This window comes from Tenacibaculum sp. 190524A02b, from assembly GCF_964036645.1.
In the GTDB taxonomy this organism is placed as follows: Bacteria; Bacteroidota; Bacteroidia; order Flavobacteriales; family Flavobacteriaceae; genus Polaribacter; species Polaribacter vairaonense.
On the sequence record NZ_OZ038525.1, the window covers coordinates 2,932,372 to 2,954,178 of the forward strand.

Here is a 21,807-nt window from a genome sequence, read left to right on the forward strand (position 1 = left end):
AAATTGCCTAGATAAATCTGGGCAATTTTTTATAAATTTCTATTTCACTTCCCTTAAAAATATACTTTTTATAAAAAAACGATAAACTGAAATTTAAAATTACCAATCGTATTTTTTATGAGCATCTAATCTTATAAATATAAAGATTAACAACGTAAATCCCCATAACGAAGAACCTCCATAACTAAAAAACGGTAATGGTATACCTATAGTTGGCAACAATCCTATAACCATTCCTATATTTACTAACATATGGAAAAATATAACAGAAGCTATTCCGTATCCATATATGCGTGCAAATTTATTAGTTTGTCTTTCTGATAAATAAATTATTCTATAGAGTAATAAGGTAAACATAATAATCACAAATGATGTACCTACAAATCCCCACTCTTCTCCCACAACGCTAAAAATATAATCAGTGTCTTGTTCTGGAACAAAGTTTCCCTGAGTCATATCTCCTTGAAGAAATCCCTTTCCTAAGAAACCACCAGAACTTATAGTTAACTCCGATTGATAAGTATTATAACCTTTATTTTTCAAATCAGTAGTTTTCCCTAACAAAATGTCAAATCTATCCTTTTGGTGTGGCTCTAAAACATTATTATAAACAAACCCAATTCCAACAACAAATACAATTGTAAAAACATAAGTAATTATAATTCTTAATAAGTTAAAACGTAAAAAACGTCTATTTCTATACCACGCATATAAACAATATACGGTAATTAACAACAGACATATACTTAACACCCATTTTATACCAAAAGAAATAGTTAATAAAAATAACACTATAGATATGACCCCTAATACAAAATAAGCCAATGTTAATCCTTCTCTGTTTAAAACAAAGAAAAAAGAAAAATAAATTAAAACTGACCCCATGTCTGGCTGTAGTGCTATTAAAAAAGCTGGGCTAAATATTATAACAAATGCTTTTACTTGATTTTTAATTAGTTTAAGATTATACTGCCTATCACTCATTAATTTAGCCAAAGCCAATGCTGTAAATGCTTTTGCAAATTCAGAAGGTTGTAATCCTATTCCTCCAAAACTATACCATGATGTTGCTCCATTAATCTTTTTCCCTAAAACTAATACCCCAGCTAATAAAATGAGAGAAAACAAATACATTAAACTTGAAAACTTCTCATAAAATTTAGCATTAAAAAACAGTACAAAAATCATAATAGGTACACTTAACCCTATCCATATAAGTTGCTTACCATACCTAGCAGAAAAATCAAAAGCAATATCTTCAGCCCCAGTAGATGAAGCTGCATAAATATTTATCCACCCAAAACTTACTAATACTACATATAGTAAAATTAAAACCCAATCAATATCAGCAAATATGTTATTTCGTTCCTGACGCAATTGTATCTTTTTTAATTAATAATTTATTATAAACACCTTGCAAGCTTAAATTTAACATGCGTTCTTCAATATAATCACGTTCTACTCTTCCATTCAGATATTTTTCAATCATTAAACTAGTTATAGGTGCAGCAATTGTTGATCCATAACCTCCATTTTCAATATAAACTGCCATCGCTATTTTAGGATTGTCTTTAGGTGCAAAAGCAATCAATATTGAATGGTCTGGTAACTGTACTTTTGTTCCATCTATTCTTATAAAGTTTTCGGCGGTCCCTGTTTTACCACAAATATCAATTCCTTTTACTTGGCTACCTCTGGCAGTTCCCTTTGTAAAAACTTCATGCATAGCATCAATAGCTATAGGAAAATGTTTAGGATTTATAGTTGTGTTTCTTCTAGTTGTATATGTAGAATCCATAATGGGTTTCCCTTCTATTTTCTTAACAATATGCGGAGTATAAAAGTATCCTTTATTTGCTATTGCTGCTGTCATATTAGCTAATTGAATTGGAGTAGTTTCAACCTCTCCTTGACCTATAGCATTTGAAATAGTTGTGGTAGCTCCCCATCTATATTTATACCAAGCGTTATAATATTTTGCATTAGGAATTCTTCCTTTTTGTCCTGTAGGCAAATCATATCCTAAGTAATTTCCTAAGCCAAAACTTTTAGCATGTTTACTCCAAATGTCCATTCCTATTTGAGAGTTTTCAGCTTTTCCTATTATTTTTCTATAAACTGTAGAGAAATAACTATTACATGATTTTGATATTGCTGTTTTTAAACGGATAGGATATCCAACTATTCCACAGTGGCACCCCATAAATTCATTTTTTCTTTTACCATAACGATAACCATGATAACAACGCACCGAAAAATTATCATCAATAACCCCTTCTTCTAAACCAATAAGTCCATTAATGATTTTAAAAGGTGATCCAGGAGCATACATAGCTTGTAAACCTCTATCAAAAGTTGGCATATTAATAGTATCATTAAAAAGTTTTACCGAATTAGGAGACCTTTTTCTCCCTACCAATAAATTAGGGTCATAAGATGGTGCTGTAACTAATGCTAATATTTCTCCTGTTTTTGGTTCAATGGCTACAATACCTCCTCTTTTACCTTTCATCAATTGTTCACCATACAGCTGTAAATCACTATCTATTGTTAAGGTTAAGTCTTTACCAGGTAGGGCTAATGTGTCGTACTTCCCTTCTTTATACGACCCTGTAATTCTATTAAGATTATTTCTTTTTTGATATTTTTTTCCTTTGACTCCTCTTAAAACTTTTTCATATTGCTTCTCAATACCAAGTTTTCCTATTAATTCTCCTTGTTCATAATAATCACTTGTTTTAGCAATATGCTCATTCACTTCACTAATAAAACCAAGTACATTTGCAGCTGATTTTAATGGATAATTACGAATAATACGTTTTTGAATATAAAAGCCTTTAAACTTCTGCAACTTTTCTTGTAAAAAGGCAAAATCTTCTTTAGCCAATTGTTTTAAAAATACCGATGGAAGCCATCTAGCATATTTTTCAGCTTTATTATACCTCTTTATGAAGTTTTCTTTTGTTATTTTTAATAGACTACAAAATTGTAAGGTATCTAATGGTTTTACTTCCTTAGGAATCACCATTACATCATACGATAATTGATTCGCCACCAAAAGCTTACCATTTCTATCATATACATATCCTCTCTCTGGATAATCATATTCTACTTTAACTGTAGAACTTAAAACTGGGCTACTCTTTTTTCCTCTTAGCACTTGTAACTGAAACAATCTAAACATATAAATTACACCAACTAGTGCAATTAAAAAGAGCAATAAAAAGCTACGTTTCATGATAGTTTTTTTCTAAAAATAAAACTTCCTAAAAAATATAAGATTAATGTAAAAATACTGGATAGTAATGTATTTATTATCACATTAGAAAAATTATACAAACTAAAATTTATAAAACTATATAATACAAAATGATGCACTAAAGTTAAAATTGCTACATAATTAAAAACTTTATCAAAAGTCTCAAGCCTTAAATTAAAAAGTAAGTATTCCGATTCTATTTTTTTAAAAATTGTTTTCACTAAAAATAAACGTATATATGCTATAAATAGTGTTGCAAAAGCATGAATCCCTCCTGAGTTACTAAAAAGATCAACACACAATCCTAAGAAAAAACTAACTGTTAAAATAGGAATTCTTTTCTGATTCAATGGATATATAAATATAAACGCTATGTATAAATACGGGTTTATATGTCCAAATAAAAGTACTTTATTTAACACTAAAACTTGTAGAAGCACAAAAAAAATAAATAAAAAAACAAGATATAAAGTTCTATTCATTTTGATTATTTAAAGCTTTTATTTCACTTTTATGAAAGTTTTTTATAATGTAAATACTACCAATACTACTCATATCATTAAACAACTGGATATCAATTGTATTTTTTGCTGTAATTTTTTGAGGAATATTCTTAACTACACCTACAGGAATCCCTTCAGGAAAAATTGCAGATTTCCCATCCGTAATAATTGTGTCTCCTACTTGAAACCTTGCCTGCCTTGGAATATCTGTTAACTGTACCACATTATAATCTTTTCCATTCCATTCTAGACTTCCATAATGAGGATTGTTCTTAAATCTAGCATTTACTTTACTATCCTTATTTAAGATAGATTGTACCCTTGCATAATTCTCACTAACTTCCTCAGTAATCCCTATAATCCCTTTACTATTTACAACGGCCATTTCAGGAGATATATTATGCTTTTTTCCCCTATTAATAGTTAAAAAATTATAAGTTAAATGGTAGTTATTATCAATTACCTTACCATCTATGTAAAAATATTTTTGGTGATATTTTAATGAGTCAACCTCAACAAAATCAGAAACTGTATCATTTTTTACACGCAATTCCTCTAGTTGATTCTTCAACTTTTTATTTTCTTCTAACAATAAGTTGTTTTCCTTTTTCAGACTTGTATATTCTCGTATACTATTAACTTTTTTAAACAACCCTCCAGATATTGCATTAGCAGAGCTAATGAACTTACTTTTATGAAAAGAGTGGTTATTTATAATTAATGCAACAGCTATAATTTCTAAAAGTAAAAAATAAAGTAAGTACTTATACTTCTGTAAGAAATAAATAAGCTGTTGCATAAATTATCATCTGATTTTATTTTATTAATACTGATTTAAATTTCTCTAGGTTTTTCAAAGCAATACCGGTACCTCTTACAACTGCCCTTAACGGATCTTCTGCTACGTAAACAGGTAAATCTGTTTTTCTAGACAAACGTTTATCCAAACCTCTTAACATTGACCCTCCTCCTGCTAAATAAATACCTGTATTATATATATCTGCGGCTAATTCTGGTGGAGTTTTTGATAACGTTTCCATAACAGCATCTTCAATTCTTAAAATTGATTTATCTAATGCTTTTGCTATTTCTCTGTAAGAAACTTGTACTTGTTTGGGCTTTCCACTTAATAAATCTCTACCTTGTACCATCATATCTTCTGGTGGAGTATCTAAATCTTCAGTAGCTGAACCTATTTGAATTTTTATTTTCTCTGCGGTAGTTTCACCAACATACAAGTTATGTTGTGTACGCATATAATACATGATATCACTTGTAAATAAATCACCTGCTACTTTTACAGATTGGTCGCAAACAATGCCCGCTAACGCTATTACTGCAATTTCAGTAGTACCTCCACCTATATCAATAATCATATTTCCTTTAGGCTCCATAATATCAATTCCAACACCAATTGCAGCCGCCATTGGTTCGTATATTAGATAAATCTCCTTAGCATTCATATGACGTCCAGAATCAATTACTGCACGCTTTTCCACTTCAGTAATCCCAGAAGGAATGCAAATTACCATTCGTAATGATGGTGGAAAAAGCTTCTTTTTAATCGCTGGAATTTTCTTAACAAACTCCTTAATCATTTCTTCAGAAGCCTGAAAATCTGCAATCACTCCATCTTTCAATGGGCGAATGGTTTTTATATTTTCATGGGTTTTTCCCTGCATTCTATTAGCTTCATGACCTGTAGCTATAATTTTTCCTGTTAGTCTATTTCTCGCAACAATAGATGGACAGTCTATAACTACCTTTCCGTTATGGATAATTAATGTGTTTGCAGTTCCTAAATCAACTGCAATATCTTCCGTCATGAAATCGAAAAACCCCATATAGTTTCGCTATTTTATCTAAAAAAATGATGTATTCTTACAAATCTATGAAAAATCTGCATTGGTTTTACATCAAACCTTCTTAATGTTTAAAATGTCTTGTTCCTGTAAATACCATTGCAACTTTATTATCATTGCAATAATCAATACTTAACTGATCTTTTATAGAACCTCCTGGTTGAATTACACTTTTAACTCCTGCTTTATCAGCTATTTCAACACAGTCTGGAAATGGAAAAAATGCATCACTTGCCATTACTGCTCCATTTAAATCAAAGTTAAAACTTTTTGCTTTTTCAATAGCTTGCCTAAGTGCATCAACTCTACTGGTTTGCCCAGTTCCGCTTGCGCATAGTTGTTTATTTTTAGCTAGTACTATAGTGTTTGATTTGGTATGTTTACATATTTTTGACGCAAACAATAAGTCATCTAACTCTTTTTCTGATGGTTTATTGTTAGTAGCATATGTTAAATCTTCTAAACTATCTGTTTTACTATCTTTATCTTGAACTAGTACTCCATTCAGAGCAGTTCTAACAGTTTGCGCAGGTAATTCAGTCTCTTTTTGAACTAAAAGCACTCTGTTTTTCTTTCCTTTTAAAACACTTAAAGCATCATCATCAAAAGCAGGCGCAATTACTACTTCACAAAAAAGCTTATGTATTTCTTCTGCTGTTTCTTTATTTATTGTTGTATTGGCTATTAAAATACCTCCAAATGCAGATACTGGATCTCCTGCTAACGCATCTAGATACGCCTCTTTTATAGTAGCTCTTTGTGCAAACCCACAAGCATTATTGTGCTTAAGAATGGCAAATGTAGGTTCTTCACCTTTAAACTCATTCATTAAATTTACTGCTGCATCTACATCTAAAAGATTATTATAACTTAATTCTTTACCATGAAGCTTATCAAACATTTGATCTAAATTTCCAAAGAAAAAACCTTTTTGATGCGGATTCTCTCCATACCTTAATGTTTTTGATGTTAACTCACTAGCTTTATAAGCAACCTCATCTTCATTAAAGTAATTAAAGATAGCTGTATCATAATGTGATGAAATATTGAATGCTTTAGCTGCAAACTTTTTTCTTTCTTGCAAAGAAGTTTCTCCTTTGTTTTCTGTAATCAAACCTAAGAACTCTTCATATTGTTCCATTGATGATAAAATTACAGTGTCTTTAAAATTTTTAGCTGCTGCTCTTATTAAAGAAATCCCTCCTATATCAATCTTCTCAATAATATCTTGTTCAGATGCTCCTGAGGCTACTGTTTTTTCAAACGGATACAAATCAACAATAACCAAATCCAATTGTGGAATCTCATATTGTTCCATTTCTGCAACGTCACCATCATGGTCTTGTCTATTTAAAATTCCTCCAAATACTTTAGGGTGTAATGTTTTTACTCTTCCTCCTAAAATAGATGGATAAGAAGTAACGTCTTCTACAGGCACTACCTCAACTCCTAAGTCTTTAATAAACTTCTCTGTTCCTCCAGTTGAGTAAATAGTAACACCTAACTCATTCAATTTATTCACTATTGGTTCTAAACCATCTTTATGAAATACTGAAATTAATGCAGATTTAATTGTTTTTGTATTGTTCATTTTGTTGTGTTGTGTTAAACATGCAAAATTATTAAAACCTAAAGGTTTTACAATAAAAGCTTTTAACTTTTTTACACAAAAAAAACGCTATAAAAAGTATGATTTTTTATAGCGCTTATTAAACGTTTAAAATAAAATTTATAAATTTCTATTCTGCGTTTTCTAGAAAATTCCTAAACCAATTAGTAAATTTTTCTATTAAAGTTTCTCGAGTTTGTGCTTGGGCATTATTGCCTAAAGCTGCGTAAGTGGGGAAATCTTTGCGACTCATAATTCAAGGGGTTAAAAATTGTTAATAAAGTTGTTAATAAAAACTTTCAACAAATAAAACAAAAAAATATCTAATTATCAAATATTTACCTATATTTTATAGAATTTTAGCAACTTTTTCACATATAAACTCCAATAACTCTTCATCTTTTGCTGTAAAAGGGTTAACCACATGAGAATCAATATCAATTTGCCCTATATTCTCTCCATTAACAAAAATAGGAATTACAACCTCAGATTTCACTTTCCAACCACATGAAATATAGTTGTCTTGTTCTGAAACATCTTGCACTACAAAGTTTTCATTACTAACAGCTACCTGTCCACAAATTCCTTTTCCAAAAGGTATAATTGTGTGTTCAGTTGGCTCTCCATTAAACTCAGCTAGTTTTAATTCATTCTTATCTCCATTTTTAAAGTAAAAACCAACCCAATCATAATACTCAACCTCAGCTGCTAACAAATCACAAATAGCTTGCAATGTTTCTCCTTTAGATTTATTTTCTTCAAAAACGGCTATCGCTTTACTTTTTATACTCTCGAAATTTTTCATTTTTTCCTTTAGGTTTACTACTCAATAAGCCTACAAAAATAACTTTAAGAAAACTTTTTTAAAAATATTTTGAGTTTTTTGTAATTTTGTATTCACAATGAAAGGTTTACTAAAGAAAATATCAGCCGTATTTATTGCATGTTTATTATTGCTTTCTACTACTTCATTTTCAGTAGAAAAGCACTTTTGCGGTGATTATTTAGTAGATGTCTCATTTTTTGGCGATGCAGGTTCTTGTGCTGAAACAACTAAAGATTCTTGTGACAGTCAAACAGCTGTAAGAAAGAAAAAATGTTGTAAAGATGAAATTCAACATATAAAAGGACAAGATCAACTAAAAAAAACATCATTAGAGGATATAAGTTTTACCAATCAAACTTTTTTAATTTCTTATTACCTCTCTTCTAAACTGTTATTCTTAAACTTAGAAAAACAGTTTGTACCTCACAAAAATTATATTCCACCACTCATTACTACAGACATTCAAGTTGTAAATGAAGTTTTCATCATATGATGTCACAATTATTTCTCAATAAATAATTGTATAACTTAATTTATAATACTTTAAATGAAAATATATTTTTATAGCATATGTATGTTATATGCTATATCCTCATTCTCTCAAGATGTATTTAAGGGGATGATTATGGATAAAAACAATGCTAAAGATAATCTTGGCGTGTATGGAGCTTCCGTACATTGGTTAAATACTGATATTGGAACTACCACCAATGAAAAAGGGTGGTTTTCTATACCGTATAAAAAAGAGTACTCTAAGTTAGTGGTAAGTTTTATTGGTTATAAAACCGATACCTTAACTATTAATAATACAAAAGTGATTCATCACTTTTTAACTGAAGATAATCAGTTAGATGAAGTTGCTATTGATGCAAAAAAAGAAGCTACGCAACGTTCTTTTTTACAAGCACAAAACCTTGTTACTATTAACAGTGAAGAGTTATTAAAAGCCGCTTGCTGTAATCTATCTGAGAGTTTTGAAACCAATCCTTCTATCGATGTTAATTTTTCAGATGCTTTAACGGGCACTAAACAAATTCAAATGCTGGGTTTAACCAGTCCATACCTGTTAATTACTCAGGAAAATATTCCTTCTATAAGAGGTGCTTCTCAAGCTTTTGGACTTACGTTTACTCCAGGTACTTGGGTAGAGAGTATACAAATAACCAAAGGATCAGGAAGTGTAATTAATGGTTACGAAAGTATTTCTGGACAAATTAATACTGAACTTGTAAAACCTTTTAATGATAAAAAGTTATTTATAAATGCCTATGGTTCTGTTGGTGGAAGATTGGAATTGAATACTCATTTTAATCAAAAGATTAATAAAAAATGGCAAACGGGTATTTATGTACATGGTGATTATAGAGGGCTAAAATTTGATAGAAATAAGGATGGTTTTTTAGACAACCCCTTAGCCAATCAAATTAATATCATGAATCGTTGGCAATACACCGATGTTGAAAAAGGATGGGTGAGTTTTATTAATGTAAGATACTTAAATGATGAAAAACAACTAGGACAATTAGCCTTTAATTCTAAAACCGATAAAGGTTCAACATCTATTTGGGGAAGTCAAATTAACACGAACAGGTTTGAAGTAGCAGGTAAAGTTGGTTATGTTTTTCCTGATTTACCTTTTCAAAGTTTTGGGCTTCAAACTGCTTATAGTAATCATAAACAAGAATCTTATTTTGGTTTAAGAGACTATAACATTCAACATCAAAGTTTTTATGGTAGTTTTAATTTTAACTCTATTATTGGTGATACTCGACATAAATTTAAAACAGGGCTTAATTTTATGTATGATGATTATGATGAGTTAGTATTAACCACATCTTATAAAAGAAATGAAATAGCAACAGGTGCTTTCTTTGAGTATGCCTATGATAATGCAGATGATTTAAGTTTAACAGCTGGTATACGAATTGATCATCATAATTTATTAGGTACTTTTTTAACACCTAGGCTTCATACCAGATATACTCCTTGGGAAAAAGGTGTTTTTAGAGCCTCTGTAGGACAAGGAAGAAGAAGTGCTAATATTTTTGCTGAAAATCAGCAATTGTTTGCTTCTTCAAGACAAATCAATATTGGTAATACTGGCGGTAAAATTTACGGTTTAAATCCTGAAAAGGCATGGAATTATGGTGTCTCATTTTTACAAGGCTATAAGCTTTTTGGTAGAAAGGGGGATGTAACTATTGATTTCTATCAAACTAATTTCACCAACCAAATAGTTGTTGATTGGGAAAATGCTAGGGAAATAAGTTTTTACAATTTATCTGGTAAAAGTATTGCGAATAGCTTTCAAGTGGAGGTAAATCAAAATATAATTCCTTATTTCAATGTGCGTTTAGCTTATAAAGTTTATGATGTAACCACAGATTATATTTCTGGAAACTTATCAAAACCTTTACAAGCTAGAAATCGATTTTTTGCCAATGTTTCTTATGAAACTAAAAAGAAAGAAAACGGTGCTAAATGGAAGTTTGACGCTACTTATAACTGGTTAGGCAAACAACGCCTGCCTAATACTTCAGCTAATTTACCTCAATATCAGTTGCCCACTTATACCAATGGATATAGTTTAGTAAACACTCAAATAACTAAGGTATTTTCTAAAGCCTTTGAGATATATGCTGGCGCAGAAAACTTAACAAATTATAAACAGAAAAACCCAATATTGGGTAGTAACGATCCCTTTGGATCAAATTTTGATACAACCATAGTATATGCTCCTATTTTTGGAAGCAATTTTTATACTGGTTTACGATTTAAAATAGATTAATTATGAAGAAAACAGTTTTAATTTTAATGATGCTTTTTATTGGAGTTACAGCATCAGCCCAAAAGAAGAAAAAAAATGCAAAAGCCTCTTTTAAAGTAGACGGCGTTTGCATGATGTGTAAAAAGCGAATTGAAAAAGCCGCTTTAGGTATTAAAGGTGTAAAGTTTGCCGTTTGGAATGTTCAAAACCATGATTTAAATGTAATTTTCGACGAGAGAAAAACCAGTATTAAAACCATTAAACAAACGGTAGCTAAAGTTGGACATGATACTAAAGAGGTAAAAGCTACTACAGAAGCTTATGATAATTTACATCCTTGTTGTAAGTATAGAGATGAAGAAATAATTAACAGCCATCAAAAGAAAGGTTAATTTATTTTATCTCCATATTTTTCCATAATTTCCTTTTTACTATTTACTTGTAACTTCTCGTAAATATTTCTAGTATGCGTTTTTATGGTATTCAAAGATAAACTGAGTTCTTGAGCAATGGAAGCATAACTTTTTCCTTTAGCTAATAAAGTTAAAACTTCGTTCTCTCTCTCAGACAATTCTTTTTCATGAGGTAACTGAAAAGACTCAACAACTTTTCTTGCTATATTACTGCTCATGGGTGCACCTCCATTACAGGTTTGCTCAAGAGCAGTAATTAATTCTTTTGGTGTTGTGTTTTTATTTAAATATCCTACAGCTCCTACACAAAGCGCATCAAAAATAAATTTTGAGTTTTCATGAACTGAAATAATAATAGGCAATACAGACGGTGCTATTTTCTTGGCCTCTCTAATTGTTTGTATTCCATTCATCCCTCCTAATTGGATATCTACCAACATAATAGTTGGAGGTGTATTAATTAGTTTTAAAAAATCAATTGCTTCTTCTCCAGATAAAAAAGCTCCGGCTGCTCTAAATTTTTCAGAAGCGTTTACAATCTCTTTAAAAGATTCTAAAATATTCTCGTGATCTTCCACAATCACTACATCTAATTTATTCATTTTTTCCCTCGTTTAAATTTCCTAAAAAAGTAATCTTAACTCCTTTTTCTGTTTCTATTTTAATTTGTTGGTTTAATGTTTTCACTCTGTGTTTCATGTTTTTTATTCCATTAACACGTTTTAATTCTTCCATAGCAAAACCAACACCATTATCTTCTAACTCTATAGTAAGTGTATTTTTATCTAAAATAAAGTTTAGCTTTACTTGTGTTGCTTTACTATGTTTTAACACATTGGTCATTGCTTCTTTAAAAACCAACACCAACTGTTTACTCCAATAAAATGGCAATCCTACTTTTTCATTGGTTAAATTATGACTAGAATAAAAAGCAATAATTGTATTCTCAAACAAACTTTCTCCAAAATCATTCAAATATCCTTGTAATTGATGTACATCATCGTTTTTATGATCTAATGCCCAAACAAAATCTCGCATTCCTTGGTACAAATAATCAGCATCTTTTTTTATTTGTTTAATTTTTTTATCGTGTTTGTCTTTATCAGATTCATAACCAGAATCAATTAACAAATTGGAGGTAATAGAAATGCTTGCCAACTTGTTTCCTAATTCATCATGGAAATCTCTAGCTACATTTTTTCGTACTTCTTTTAGCGCTTTTTGTAGTTTTTCTTTCTCTTCAATATTACTTTTTAATACTTTATTTTTTTTAATACTTCTTCTTAATCCCCAAAATAGCAATAAAACTACCGCTCCTAAAATTAATATGGTTACCATTACATAAAACCAAGTTTGTTCATGCCAAGGCGTATGTATTTTAAAAGTATAATCTTTCGTATACTTCCAATTGCTTAAATTATCTTTATACTTAAATTGTACAATATGTGTACCGCCAGACAAAGAGCTAAAGTTTACGATTGTATTTTTAGTAACCATCCAATCGTCATTATTCAACTTATATGCCAATTGAATACTTTTAGGGTTGGTATAATTTATAGCATCTATACTAAAAACACTTCCCTCTTTTGTTACTTGTAATCTTGTTTTATTTACAGGTATTTTTTTATCGAGTTTGTACGTAAATACCCCATTATTACCCAATGCATATATAAAACCGTTATGTTTTTTTACTCGGGTAATAAAAGAAGATTCTTGGCCTACTTCGTCATTTAACACATATATATTTTCCCTACACTTTACATTGAGTCCTTTTTGAGTACCCATCCAAAGTGAGTTATCAGTAGTATTTAAACAAATGCTATTAATATGATTACTTAACAATCCGTTTTTAGTAGTGTACTGCTCTTTAAACTGATCATTTACCAATTTAAATAACCCTTTATTAGTAGCTAACCATACAGTATCTTTTACCACTTCAAAATCAGATATTCTATTGGTTTCTATTTTGGTGTTTTGTCCCCAAAACTTCAATAACTTTCCTGTTTTAGCGCTAAACTTACAAAAACCTCCTCTGGCATAGGCAAGGTAAAAAACACTATCTTTTAGAAAATACTTTGTTATGGGTGTTTTTTTTCTTTTTATGCGTTTTTGGTTAATGAATATAAAATTGGTATCAATTTGAATAGATGTATTCACCTTTCTTAATAAATACCTTGCAGCTTCCACTGGTATATCTAGTTGATGATTTACCCAATGTGTAGCTCTTTTTAGTGTTAAAATTTCAAATTTATTTTTATTTAGGTACATTTTTTCTTCATGAAAATCAAGTTCTGCCCTTTTTTCTACCTTTCCTTTATGTAACTGATAAATTGTATTTGTACTTAATAAGTATTCTTTATTTTTATAAAAATGAATATCTTTAAAATCTGTTTCTTCAAAAAAAGCTGACCCATAAAATTTAAAAGGTACATTGGGTATTTGGTATAAACCTCCTCCATAGGTAGTTATCCATAAATCACCTTCTTTACTTATTAAAAAATCAGAAATCAAGCTTCTTATTCCTAGCCTTTTAGAGATATTGATTACTTCATTGTTATACTTATAGCTATATAACTCTCTTTTAGCATTTTTATCTATACTAATAAAATATAATGTATTGTTAATATATCGTAAGTCTAAAACTTGCTTTTCTTTTAAAATGCTAATATTTGACTTGTCAATAATTTCACCATTAAAAACTTTGTAGATGTTATCATCAGAAGCCACTAAAAAAGTATCTTTCACTTTTGTAATCGCATCTATTTTTTTGTCCTCAATTTGCTTACTTATGGTTATTAGTTTTGAGTTTTTAAAAGCATATACCCCTTTAAAATCAATATCAAGCAATCTTGCCACGGGATTATTGTGTATATACACAACACTGTCTACTACTGTTTCCGAAGTATTATATTTAACCCCCTCACTATTAACCTTATTAAAAGTCACTTCTTTGTTTCCAAATTCATCTTTAATAACTTCTACTACTTTATAAGCATTGGTTTTAGGGTTAAATATTTTAAAATTAACGCGATCATCATTTAAGTACACTTGCCCTTTTGCTATAAAATCTATTTTATTAGTTTTTGTGTAGGTAGTATTGGCTGCCTCTCTAAGCTGACTAATCTTATTGTTTTGTAACTTGTGTAAACCACCTCCCCAAGTAGCTATGTATTTTTCTTGATGCTTTCCTTCTATAACATCAATTACATAATTAGAGGTTAACCCATCTTCATAAGAATAATTAGTAAACTCTGTTCCATTAAACTTAGCCAAACCATCATCTGTACCAATCCAAATATATCCTTTACTATCTTGAATTAATTGATACGTAATATCATGTGGCAATCCGTTTTTTATAGTATAATGCTTATATATTAATTCCTGCCCAAAAATAGAGCCAATGCAGCATACTGCTACAAAACTTAAGAGGAAAGAAAGTTTATATTGCATTATAAATATTTGTTTTGCAAAAGTACATTATTTAAAAAACAAGCTATCACCCCTTTTGGGTGATGATGTGTATGCTACTTAAATTAACAAGTAGAGTTAGCGTCTCCTAAATTTCTAGGAGTTTTACTTCTTAAAAATTTTACGTTCTATTGATCTAAAAATTTAAAAAAAATGCACAAGTTATTTTGGGTAATATATGTCAAGTTTCAACTATTCAGTACCTTTTTAAAAATTCATGCTTATGAGTTGAAAAAGTCTTCAGCATCTTTTTTACAATTCATGCTTATCATTTTACAAACTCTTGCTTATCATTTTACAAACTCTTGCTTACAAACCCACACAACACACAACACATTAATAAACAAGCAATTAAACACACAAAAACTAACCCAATCATTAAAACATGAGGTCTCCTTATTTTTTCAAACTAATACTATATTAACACTTAAATCTTTCGTTTATAAATGTGTTAACCAGGGATATTTTGTTTACTTTTTTACAATTCTCATACCGAATACTAATAACCGAATTACTGATGATTGAAAAAAAGTGTTAAAATAGAAAAACCACCCTTTTCGGGTGAGAAAGCAATACTTTTTAGTTACTAGCTTTGCCATTGATGGGAATTTACATTTCATGACAACCCCGACGAAGGTTTTTAATTATAACTTCAAACCTGAGTATTTATAAGCGTCTATAAAGTAATATTTATAGATGCTTTTTTTATATGTCTTTCACCCGTAACGGGTGAAAGACATATAAAAACTTAAAATAATTTTGCTAATTAAATTATTTTAATAATGAGAAATATTTTTTCCCTACTGATAATTGCTAGCTTGTTAACTTGGTTTGCTACTTATTATACTTTTGCTCAAAAAGTACCAAACACTCATAATACAGGATATATTTATGAAGTAGATTTAAAAAACTTAGTAAATGATAAAATTAAAGTTACACTTACCTATAAAAGTAACAAGACTTTAAAAGATACTACTACTTTTTGTTTACCTAAAATTATTCCAGGCATTTATAATGCTACCAATTTTGGAAAATACGTAACTACTATAAAAGCTTTTAGTACCCTTAATAAAGAATTAAAAGTTGTACAAGAAGGACTAAACTGTTGGAAAATAATAAAAGCAAGTACTTTGAAAAAAATCACTTATCAAGTAAGTGATGGATGGGAAGAATTTGATTTTACAGACTTACGGCCATACAGATCAGCTGAAAGCTCATTTAGTAAAGACAGGTTTATACTATCTCCACCTTCTATATTTGGTTACTTTAAAACATTAAAAAATCTACCTTTTACAATTACCATAAAAAAACCTAAAAAACTATTTGGTGCTACTGCCTTACCTAAAAAAATTACAAACCAATTTTTAGATACCTACAAAGCTAACAATTACCTTGAACTTCTAGATAGTCCTTTAATGTACACTGTACCAGATACCACTTCTTTAAAAATAAATAATACAACTATTAACATAGCCTCTTTTAATAATTCTAAAAAAAACATTTCTAAAAAAATTGCCACCTACATAAAACCTTTAATACAAGCTCAAATACGTTATTTAGGCGGTAAATTACCTACTAATAACTATACTTTTCTACTCTATAAAAATAACAACCCTAATAAAAACTCCTATTTCAGTGAAGGTTTAGAACACCGAAACTCTACATTAGTATTAATGTACATTCCTGAAGATATTAATAGTATTAAAGAAACTATTTACCATACTGCTTCACATGAGTTTTTTCATACCATAATGCCTATTGGTTTACATTCTTATGAAATAGCTAACTTTAATTTTAACTCTCCTAAGTTTTCTAAACATTTATGGCTGTATGAAGGAATGACCGAATATTTTACCATACATGCAGCCATTAAATATAATTTAGTAAGCCTCCCCGATTTCTTAAATACAATTGAAAATAAAATTGTAAAAACTAAAAACTACAACGCTAATTTATCACTAGTTGACCTTAGTATAAACCCTATTCAACATCAAAGTCAATATCAAAATATTTATTACAAAGGAGCCTTACTAAACCTTTGTTTAGATATTATGTTACGTGAACTCTCTAATGGTAAATACGGTGTGCAAAATATGGTTTTAGATTTAGTACAAGAGTTTGGAAGCAAACGTCCTTTTGAAGATGACAAGTTATTTGATGAAATAACTAGCGTTACTGGATACCCCGAAATAAAAACTTTTTTAACACAATATGTAATTCAAAATAAGCCACTTCCTTTAAAAAAGTATTTAAACAAAGTAGGCTTTAACCTTAATACTACAACCTATAAAATAACACCAGTTCAAAAACCTTCCTTACAACAAAAAAAAACAAGAAAATATTGGATTAATCAGTAACTAAATTTCTGCTATATTCCTTATAAATGGTATTTGTTCTTCTCCCATGGTAACACCAATCTACCTCTAAATAATTCTTTTAGCTATCACCCAGCTATTAAAATTTCACCCGAAACGGGTGACAGACGGATTACTTTCAAAAATACTTTTGCGTCATTATAATTTAATACAAACCTACTCATGAAAAAAATTACATACTTGCTATTTTTTATAGCTACCGTAACTTTTGCACAAAACACCTATGTGCCCGATGATAATTTTGAACAAGCTTTAATTGACTTAGGCTATGATGCTGGACCTTTAGATGATTATGTTCCTACTGCTAATATTAATACAATTACAGAGTTAAATCTATTTAATAAAAACATTTCAGATTTAACTGGTATAACCGATTTTATAGCATTAACCTCGCTTGATGTTAATCAAAACCAACTAACTTCACTAGATATTAGTGGAAATAAAGCTTTAAGCAATCTTAATCTTAATTTTAATCAGTTAACTAGCATTGATATTAGTAATAATTTGGATTTAGAATTTCTTCAAATTGCTGAAAACAAGTTAACAAATTTAGAAGTTGCCAACAATACTAAACTAATTCAGCTCATTGTTAATTTTAACCAATTAACAAGTCTTGATATTAGTAAGAACACCAAACTAAGTTATATCAATGTTAATTTTAATCAGTTAACTAGCTTAAATTTAAAAAATGGAAATAATAGTAATTTCCATCCAGCCTCTAACTTTTCAAATAATGGAAACTTAACTTGTATTCAAGTAGATGACAAGGCTTTTAGTGATGCAAATTGGTCAAATAAGAAAGACGCTACTGCTAGTTATAAAGAAAACTGCCAAGCAATAACTTATACCAGCATCCCAGACGCAAGCTTTGAACAAGCTTTAATTGATTTAGGTTATGATACCGGTGCTATTGATGGAAAAGTACCTACTGAGAATATTAACACAATTACCTATCTATATCTTGATAGTAAAAACATAACAGATTTAACAGGTATTGAAGACTTTACAACTTTGACTTCTCTTAATGTTGGTAATAACCGGTTAACAAACTTGGACCTTAGTCAAAATACAGCATTAACTAATCTTGTAGTCTACTATAATCAATTAAAAAGTATAGATATTAGTAATTCTACAAACCTAAATTCATTACTAGCTTATTCAAACCAATTAACTAGCTTAAATGTTAGCAATAGTAAATCGTTAACTATACTTAGAGTTAGTAACAACAAGTTAACAAACATTGATATTAGTAAAAACACAGCATTAACTTATCTTGGGTTAAGTAATAATCAATTAACAAACATTGATGTTACTAAAAATACAGCATTAACGGAACTTTATATAAATAGTAACCAATTAACAAACATTGATGTTAGCAATAGTAAATCGTTAACTATACTTAGAGTTAGTAACAACAAGTTAACAAACATTGATGTTAGCACAAATACAGCATTAACTTCTCTTGGGCTAAATAGTAATCAATTAACAACTCTAGATGTTAGCACAAATACAGCATTAACTAAACTCAGCTTAGGTTACAACCAATTAACAAACATTGATGTTACTAAAAATACAGCATTAACTACTCTTTTTCTAAGTCATAATCAATTAACAACTCTAGATGTTAGTAAAAATATAGCATTAACTATACTACGAGCTGAACACAACCAATTAACTAGTTTAAATCTTAAAAATGGAAATAATAGTAATTTTAGAACAGAGTCTTATAATTTAGATTTTAGAAACAACCCAAACTTAACCTGTATTCAAGTAGATGATAAGACCTTTAGCAATGTAAATTGGTCAAATAATAAAGACGCTAATGCTAGTTATAAAGAAAACTGCCAAGCAATAGCTTATACTAACATCCCTGACGCAAACTTTGAGCAAGCTTTAATTGATTTAGGGTATGATACCGGTGCTGTTGATGGAAAAGTACCTACTGAGAATATTAATACAATTACTAGTTTAAGTATTCCTAACAAAAGTATAGCTGACCTAACTGGTATTGAAGATTTTACAGCGTTAACTCAACTTATTATTTATACTAATCAGTTAACTAGTATTGATCTAAGTAAAAATACCGCATTAACTGAACTTAGTATTGGTAACAATAAATTAACGACTATAGATTTAAGTAACAATGTTGCGTTAACTGAACTTAATGCCTACAATACTCAATTAACAAGTTTAGATGTAAGCAATAATAAAGCTTTAACTAAACTTATTGTCTCTGCAAACCAATTAAAAAACATAGATATTAGTAATAATACTAATTTAACAGAACTTAGTATAGCTAACAACCAATTAACAAGTTTAGATGTAAATAATAACATTAATTTAATTGAACTTAATGTAGCTAACAACCAATTGACAAGTTTAGATGTGAGCAATAATACCATTTTAACTATACTTAATGCTGCTAATAATAAATTAATAAGTTTAAACTTAAAAAATGGGAACAATACAAATATTAACACAATAAGTACTCAGTTTAAAAATAACCCAAACTTGACTTGTATTCAAGTAGATGATAAAGCGTACAGCAATGCGAATTGGTTTAGTTTAAAAGATAACGCTACTAGTTATGAAGAAACTTGTCAAGCCCCTGTAACTTATACCAGTATCCCAGATACCAACTTTGAACAAGCTTTAATTGATTTAGGTTATGATACCGGTGCTATTGATGGAAAAGTACCTACTGAGAATATTAATACAATTACTAGATTAAATGTTTTTAGTAAAGACATAGTAGATTTAACAGGTATTGAAGATTTTAAAGGCTTAAACCAACTTGATGCTAGATTCAACCAATTAACTTCTATAAATCTTGCTGATAATTTAGAATTAGAAATGTTATTCTTATCTAATAACCAATTAACTTCTATAAATCTTTCAAATAATAAAAAACTAAAAAATATCTATGTAAATGATAATAACCTAATCAGCCTAAATATAAAAAATGGTAATAATACAATAATTGATGAAAGGTTTTGTAACTTTAAAAATAATTCAGAGTTAACTTGTATTTTAGTTGATAATAAAACTCATAGTGATACTTATTGGAGTAGTATGGGATCTATAAAAGACGCTACTGCTAGTTATGAAGAAAACTGTGGTGCGGATATAAATTCTTTTACAGAAAACACTTCAGGTACTTGGAATGATGCTAATAACTGGAGTTTAGGTACAGTGCCTTCAGAAACTGACGAAGTAATAATCCCAGCAACAGCTAACGTTACTATAAATACTCACGCTTTATCTAAAAAGCTAACGGTTAATGGAACTTTAAGTTTAGTGGCTAGCACCCTAACTATTGCAGAAGAATTGGTAATAAACGGAGCTTTTAATTACAACGCTAGTGCTTCTTTATTAACGCCAAAAGCTAGTGGTACTGGTAGTTTTTCATTTACAAGAGACACCTATGAGGCACGAACATTAAATGCTATCGATTGGTACGTATTCTCTTTACCACTTAATCCATTTGTTGCTAAAAATATTATTGTTACTTCTACCTTAGCTTCTGGAACAGGAGCTAATAAAGGGTTGGCTTCCTATAATAACAATGCAACAGGTACTACTGGTTGGAATTATTACAATGAAAACTCAACAGATAACCTTCCTTATGGAAATGGGTATGCTGTAAAAATGGACAATGTGACGCATAAAAAGTTTTCAGCCTCTAAAAACGGAGTTAACTTTTCATTATTACATGCAAACCTATCCATTCCAAGTAATAAAGGATCTAAAAACGGATGGAACTTATTAGGAAATCCTAACTTAGCTTCTATAGCCGTAAACAATGCTACTAGAAACAACAATAATTTCTTAGCGGTTAACGGAACTAAATTAGACCCTGAGTATGCTGCTGTGTATATGTGGAATCCTACTACGAGTAGTTATGATGTTATTAACAATGCGTATCCATCAGCTAAATACATTAGGCCTATCACTGGTTTTTTTGTAAAAGTAAATCAAAGAGAGGATTTAGCTATTAACAACAACATGTTAAGTCATCAGTTAGAGCGATTACCAAGAATTGCTAATACTGATGCTAGTATTACGCTTTCTATAGAAGAAAAAGGACAAAAGAAAAGCACTTCTATTAAGTATTTAAACAATGCTACCAATGGTTTAGATGTTGGTTATGATGCTGGTTTGTTTACTGGAGCCGTTTCAAAAAAAGCTATTTACACAAAATTAGTTTCGGAAGACAAAGGGACTCCTTTTGCCTTACAGTGTTTAGCCAAAGATGCTATACATAATAGTAGCGTACCTGTGGGGATTAAAGCACCAATAGCTAAAGAAATTAATATAAAAGCTCATAGTAATAACTTACCTAAGGGGATTAGAATTTTGTTAGAAGATAAACAAACCAATACAATTACTGATCTTACAGATGCTAATAGCTCTTATACAGTAACCTTAGCTACTAAGGAAAATAACAGTCGTTTTTATTTACACACCACTGCAAAAGCATTAAGTACGGAAGAAATAGCGTTAGACAAAATTAATGTTGTAAAACTTGATGCCAATACTTTACAATTAAAAGAATTAAAAGATAATGCTACGGTAAGCATTTATAATGTACAAGGTAAGTTAATTACTAATCAAAAAGCTACGGTTAATGCTACTAAAGTTCGTATACCATCTGTAGCTACAGGAGTTTATTTGGTCACTATAAAAACAGCTACCCAACAAACTACTCAAAAAATAATACTTTAA

At 29.7% G+C, this 21,807-nt stretch carries 14 protein-coding genes; 5 read left to right on the forward strand and 9 right to left on the reverse strand.

Annotation, left to right across the window (positions count from 1 at the left end):
* Positions 1-99: 99 nt before the first annotated feature.
* The 7 genes from rodA to ABNT65_RS12065 form a co-directional block, all read right to left on the reverse strand.
* Positions 100-1,377: a rod shape-determining protein RodA gene (gene rodA / locus ABNT65_RS12035; RefSeq protein WP_348745936.1), complete on the reverse strand. Its 1,278-nt coding sequence runs from the start codon at positions 1,375-1,377 to the stop codon at positions 100-102.
* Entirely contained in the window at positions 1,358-3,238 is a 1,881-nt protein-coding gene (gene mrdA / locus ABNT65_RS12040; protein WP_348702989.1) for a penicillin-binding protein 2, read from the reverse strand. Before mrdA ends, rodA begins: the two co-directional genes overlap by 20 nt.
* Positions 3,235-3,741, reverse strand: a complete 507-nt coding sequence (gene mreD, locus ABNT65_RS12045; RefSeq protein ID WP_348702990.1) for a rod shape-determining protein MreD — start codon at positions 3,739-3,741, stop codon at positions 3,235-3,237. The genes mrdA and mreD overlap by 4 nt, the downstream gene beginning before the upstream one ends.
* The gene (mreC, locus tag ABNT65_RS12050; RefSeq protein ID WP_348702991.1) at positions 3,734-4,561 is read right to left on the reverse strand and encodes a rod shape-determining protein MreC; all 828 of its coding nucleotides are present in this window, start codon (positions 4,559-4,561) and stop codon (positions 3,734-3,736) included. The genes mreD and mreC overlap by 8 nt, the downstream gene beginning before the upstream one ends.
* Positions 4,562-4,577: 16 nt before the next feature.
* Complete coding sequence (locus tag ABNT65_RS12055; RefSeq protein ID WP_348702992.1) at positions 4,578-5,606, reverse strand: rod shape-determining protein; 1,029 nt, start codon at positions 5,604-5,606, stop codon at positions 4,578-4,580.
* Positions 5,607-5,688: 82 nt separating this feature from the next.
* Complete coding sequence (gene purH / locus ABNT65_RS12060) at positions 5,689-7,215, reverse strand: bifunctional phosphoribosylaminoimidazolecarboxamide formyltransferase/IMP cyclohydrolase (protein WP_348702993.1); 1,527 nt, start codon at positions 7,213-7,215, stop codon at positions 5,689-5,691.
* 367 nt (positions 7,216-7,582) lie between these two features.
* Positions 7,583-8,038 (reverse strand): GAF domain-containing protein, encoded by a 456-nt coding sequence (locus ABNT65_RS12065; protein WP_348702994.1) that lies wholly within the window; start codon positions 8,036-8,038, stop codon positions 7,583-7,585.
* Positions 8,039-8,135: 97 nt separating this feature from the next.
* On the opposite strand from ABNT65_RS12065, the gene ABNT65_RS12070 reads away from it, so the two are divergent.
* Genes ABNT65_RS12070 through ABNT65_RS12080 form a run of 3 tightly spaced genes read left to right on the forward strand, consistent with a single transcriptional unit; the run spans position 8,136 to position 11,218 of the window.
* Positions 8,136-8,552, forward strand: coding sequence for an HYC_CC_PP family protein (locus ABNT65_RS12070; protein WP_348745937.1), 417 nt, complete (start codon positions 8,136-8,138; stop codon positions 8,550-8,552).
* 54 nt (positions 8,553-8,606) lie between these two features.
* Positions 8,607-10,847: a TonB-dependent receptor domain-containing protein gene (locus ABNT65_RS12075; RefSeq protein WP_348745938.1), complete on the forward strand. Its 2,241-nt coding sequence runs from the start codon at positions 8,607-8,609 to the stop codon at positions 10,845-10,847.
* A 2-nt stretch (positions 10,848-10,849) separates the two neighbouring features.
* Entirely contained in the window at positions 10,850-11,218 is a 369-nt protein-coding gene (locus tag ABNT65_RS12080) for a heavy-metal-associated domain-containing protein (RefSeq protein WP_348702997.1), read from the forward strand.
* On the opposite strand, the gene ABNT65_RS12085 is transcribed toward ABNT65_RS12080, so the two are convergent.
* Positions 11,215-11,841, reverse strand: coding sequence for a response regulator transcription factor (locus tag ABNT65_RS12085; protein ID WP_348702998.1), 627 nt, complete (start codon positions 11,839-11,841; stop codon positions 11,215-11,217). The two genes, ABNT65_RS12080 and ABNT65_RS12085, sit on opposite strands and share 4 nt — an antisense overlap.
* Positions 11,834-14,689, reverse strand: coding sequence for a two-component regulator propeller domain-containing protein (locus tag ABNT65_RS12090; protein ID WP_348745939.1), 2,856 nt, complete (start codon positions 14,687-14,689; stop codon positions 11,834-11,836). Before ABNT65_RS12090 ends, ABNT65_RS12085 begins: the two co-directional genes overlap by 8 nt.
* An 800-nt stretch (positions 14,690-15,489) precedes the next feature.
* Here ABNT65_RS12090 and ABNT65_RS12095 point away from each other — a divergent pair.
* Together ABNT65_RS12095 and ABNT65_RS12100 are read left to right on the forward strand one after the other, a co-directional pair.
* On the forward strand, positions 15,490-17,064 hold the full coding sequence (locus ABNT65_RS12095) for a hypothetical protein (RefSeq protein ID WP_348745940.1): 1,575 nt from the start codon (positions 15,490-15,492) through the stop codon (positions 17,062-17,064).
* A gap of 180 nt (positions 17,065-17,244) precedes the next feature.
* Positions 17,245-21,807: a T9SS type A sorting domain-containing protein gene (locus ABNT65_RS12100; protein ID WP_348745941.1), complete on the forward strand. Its 4,563-nt coding sequence runs from the start codon at positions 17,245-17,247 to the stop codon at positions 21,805-21,807.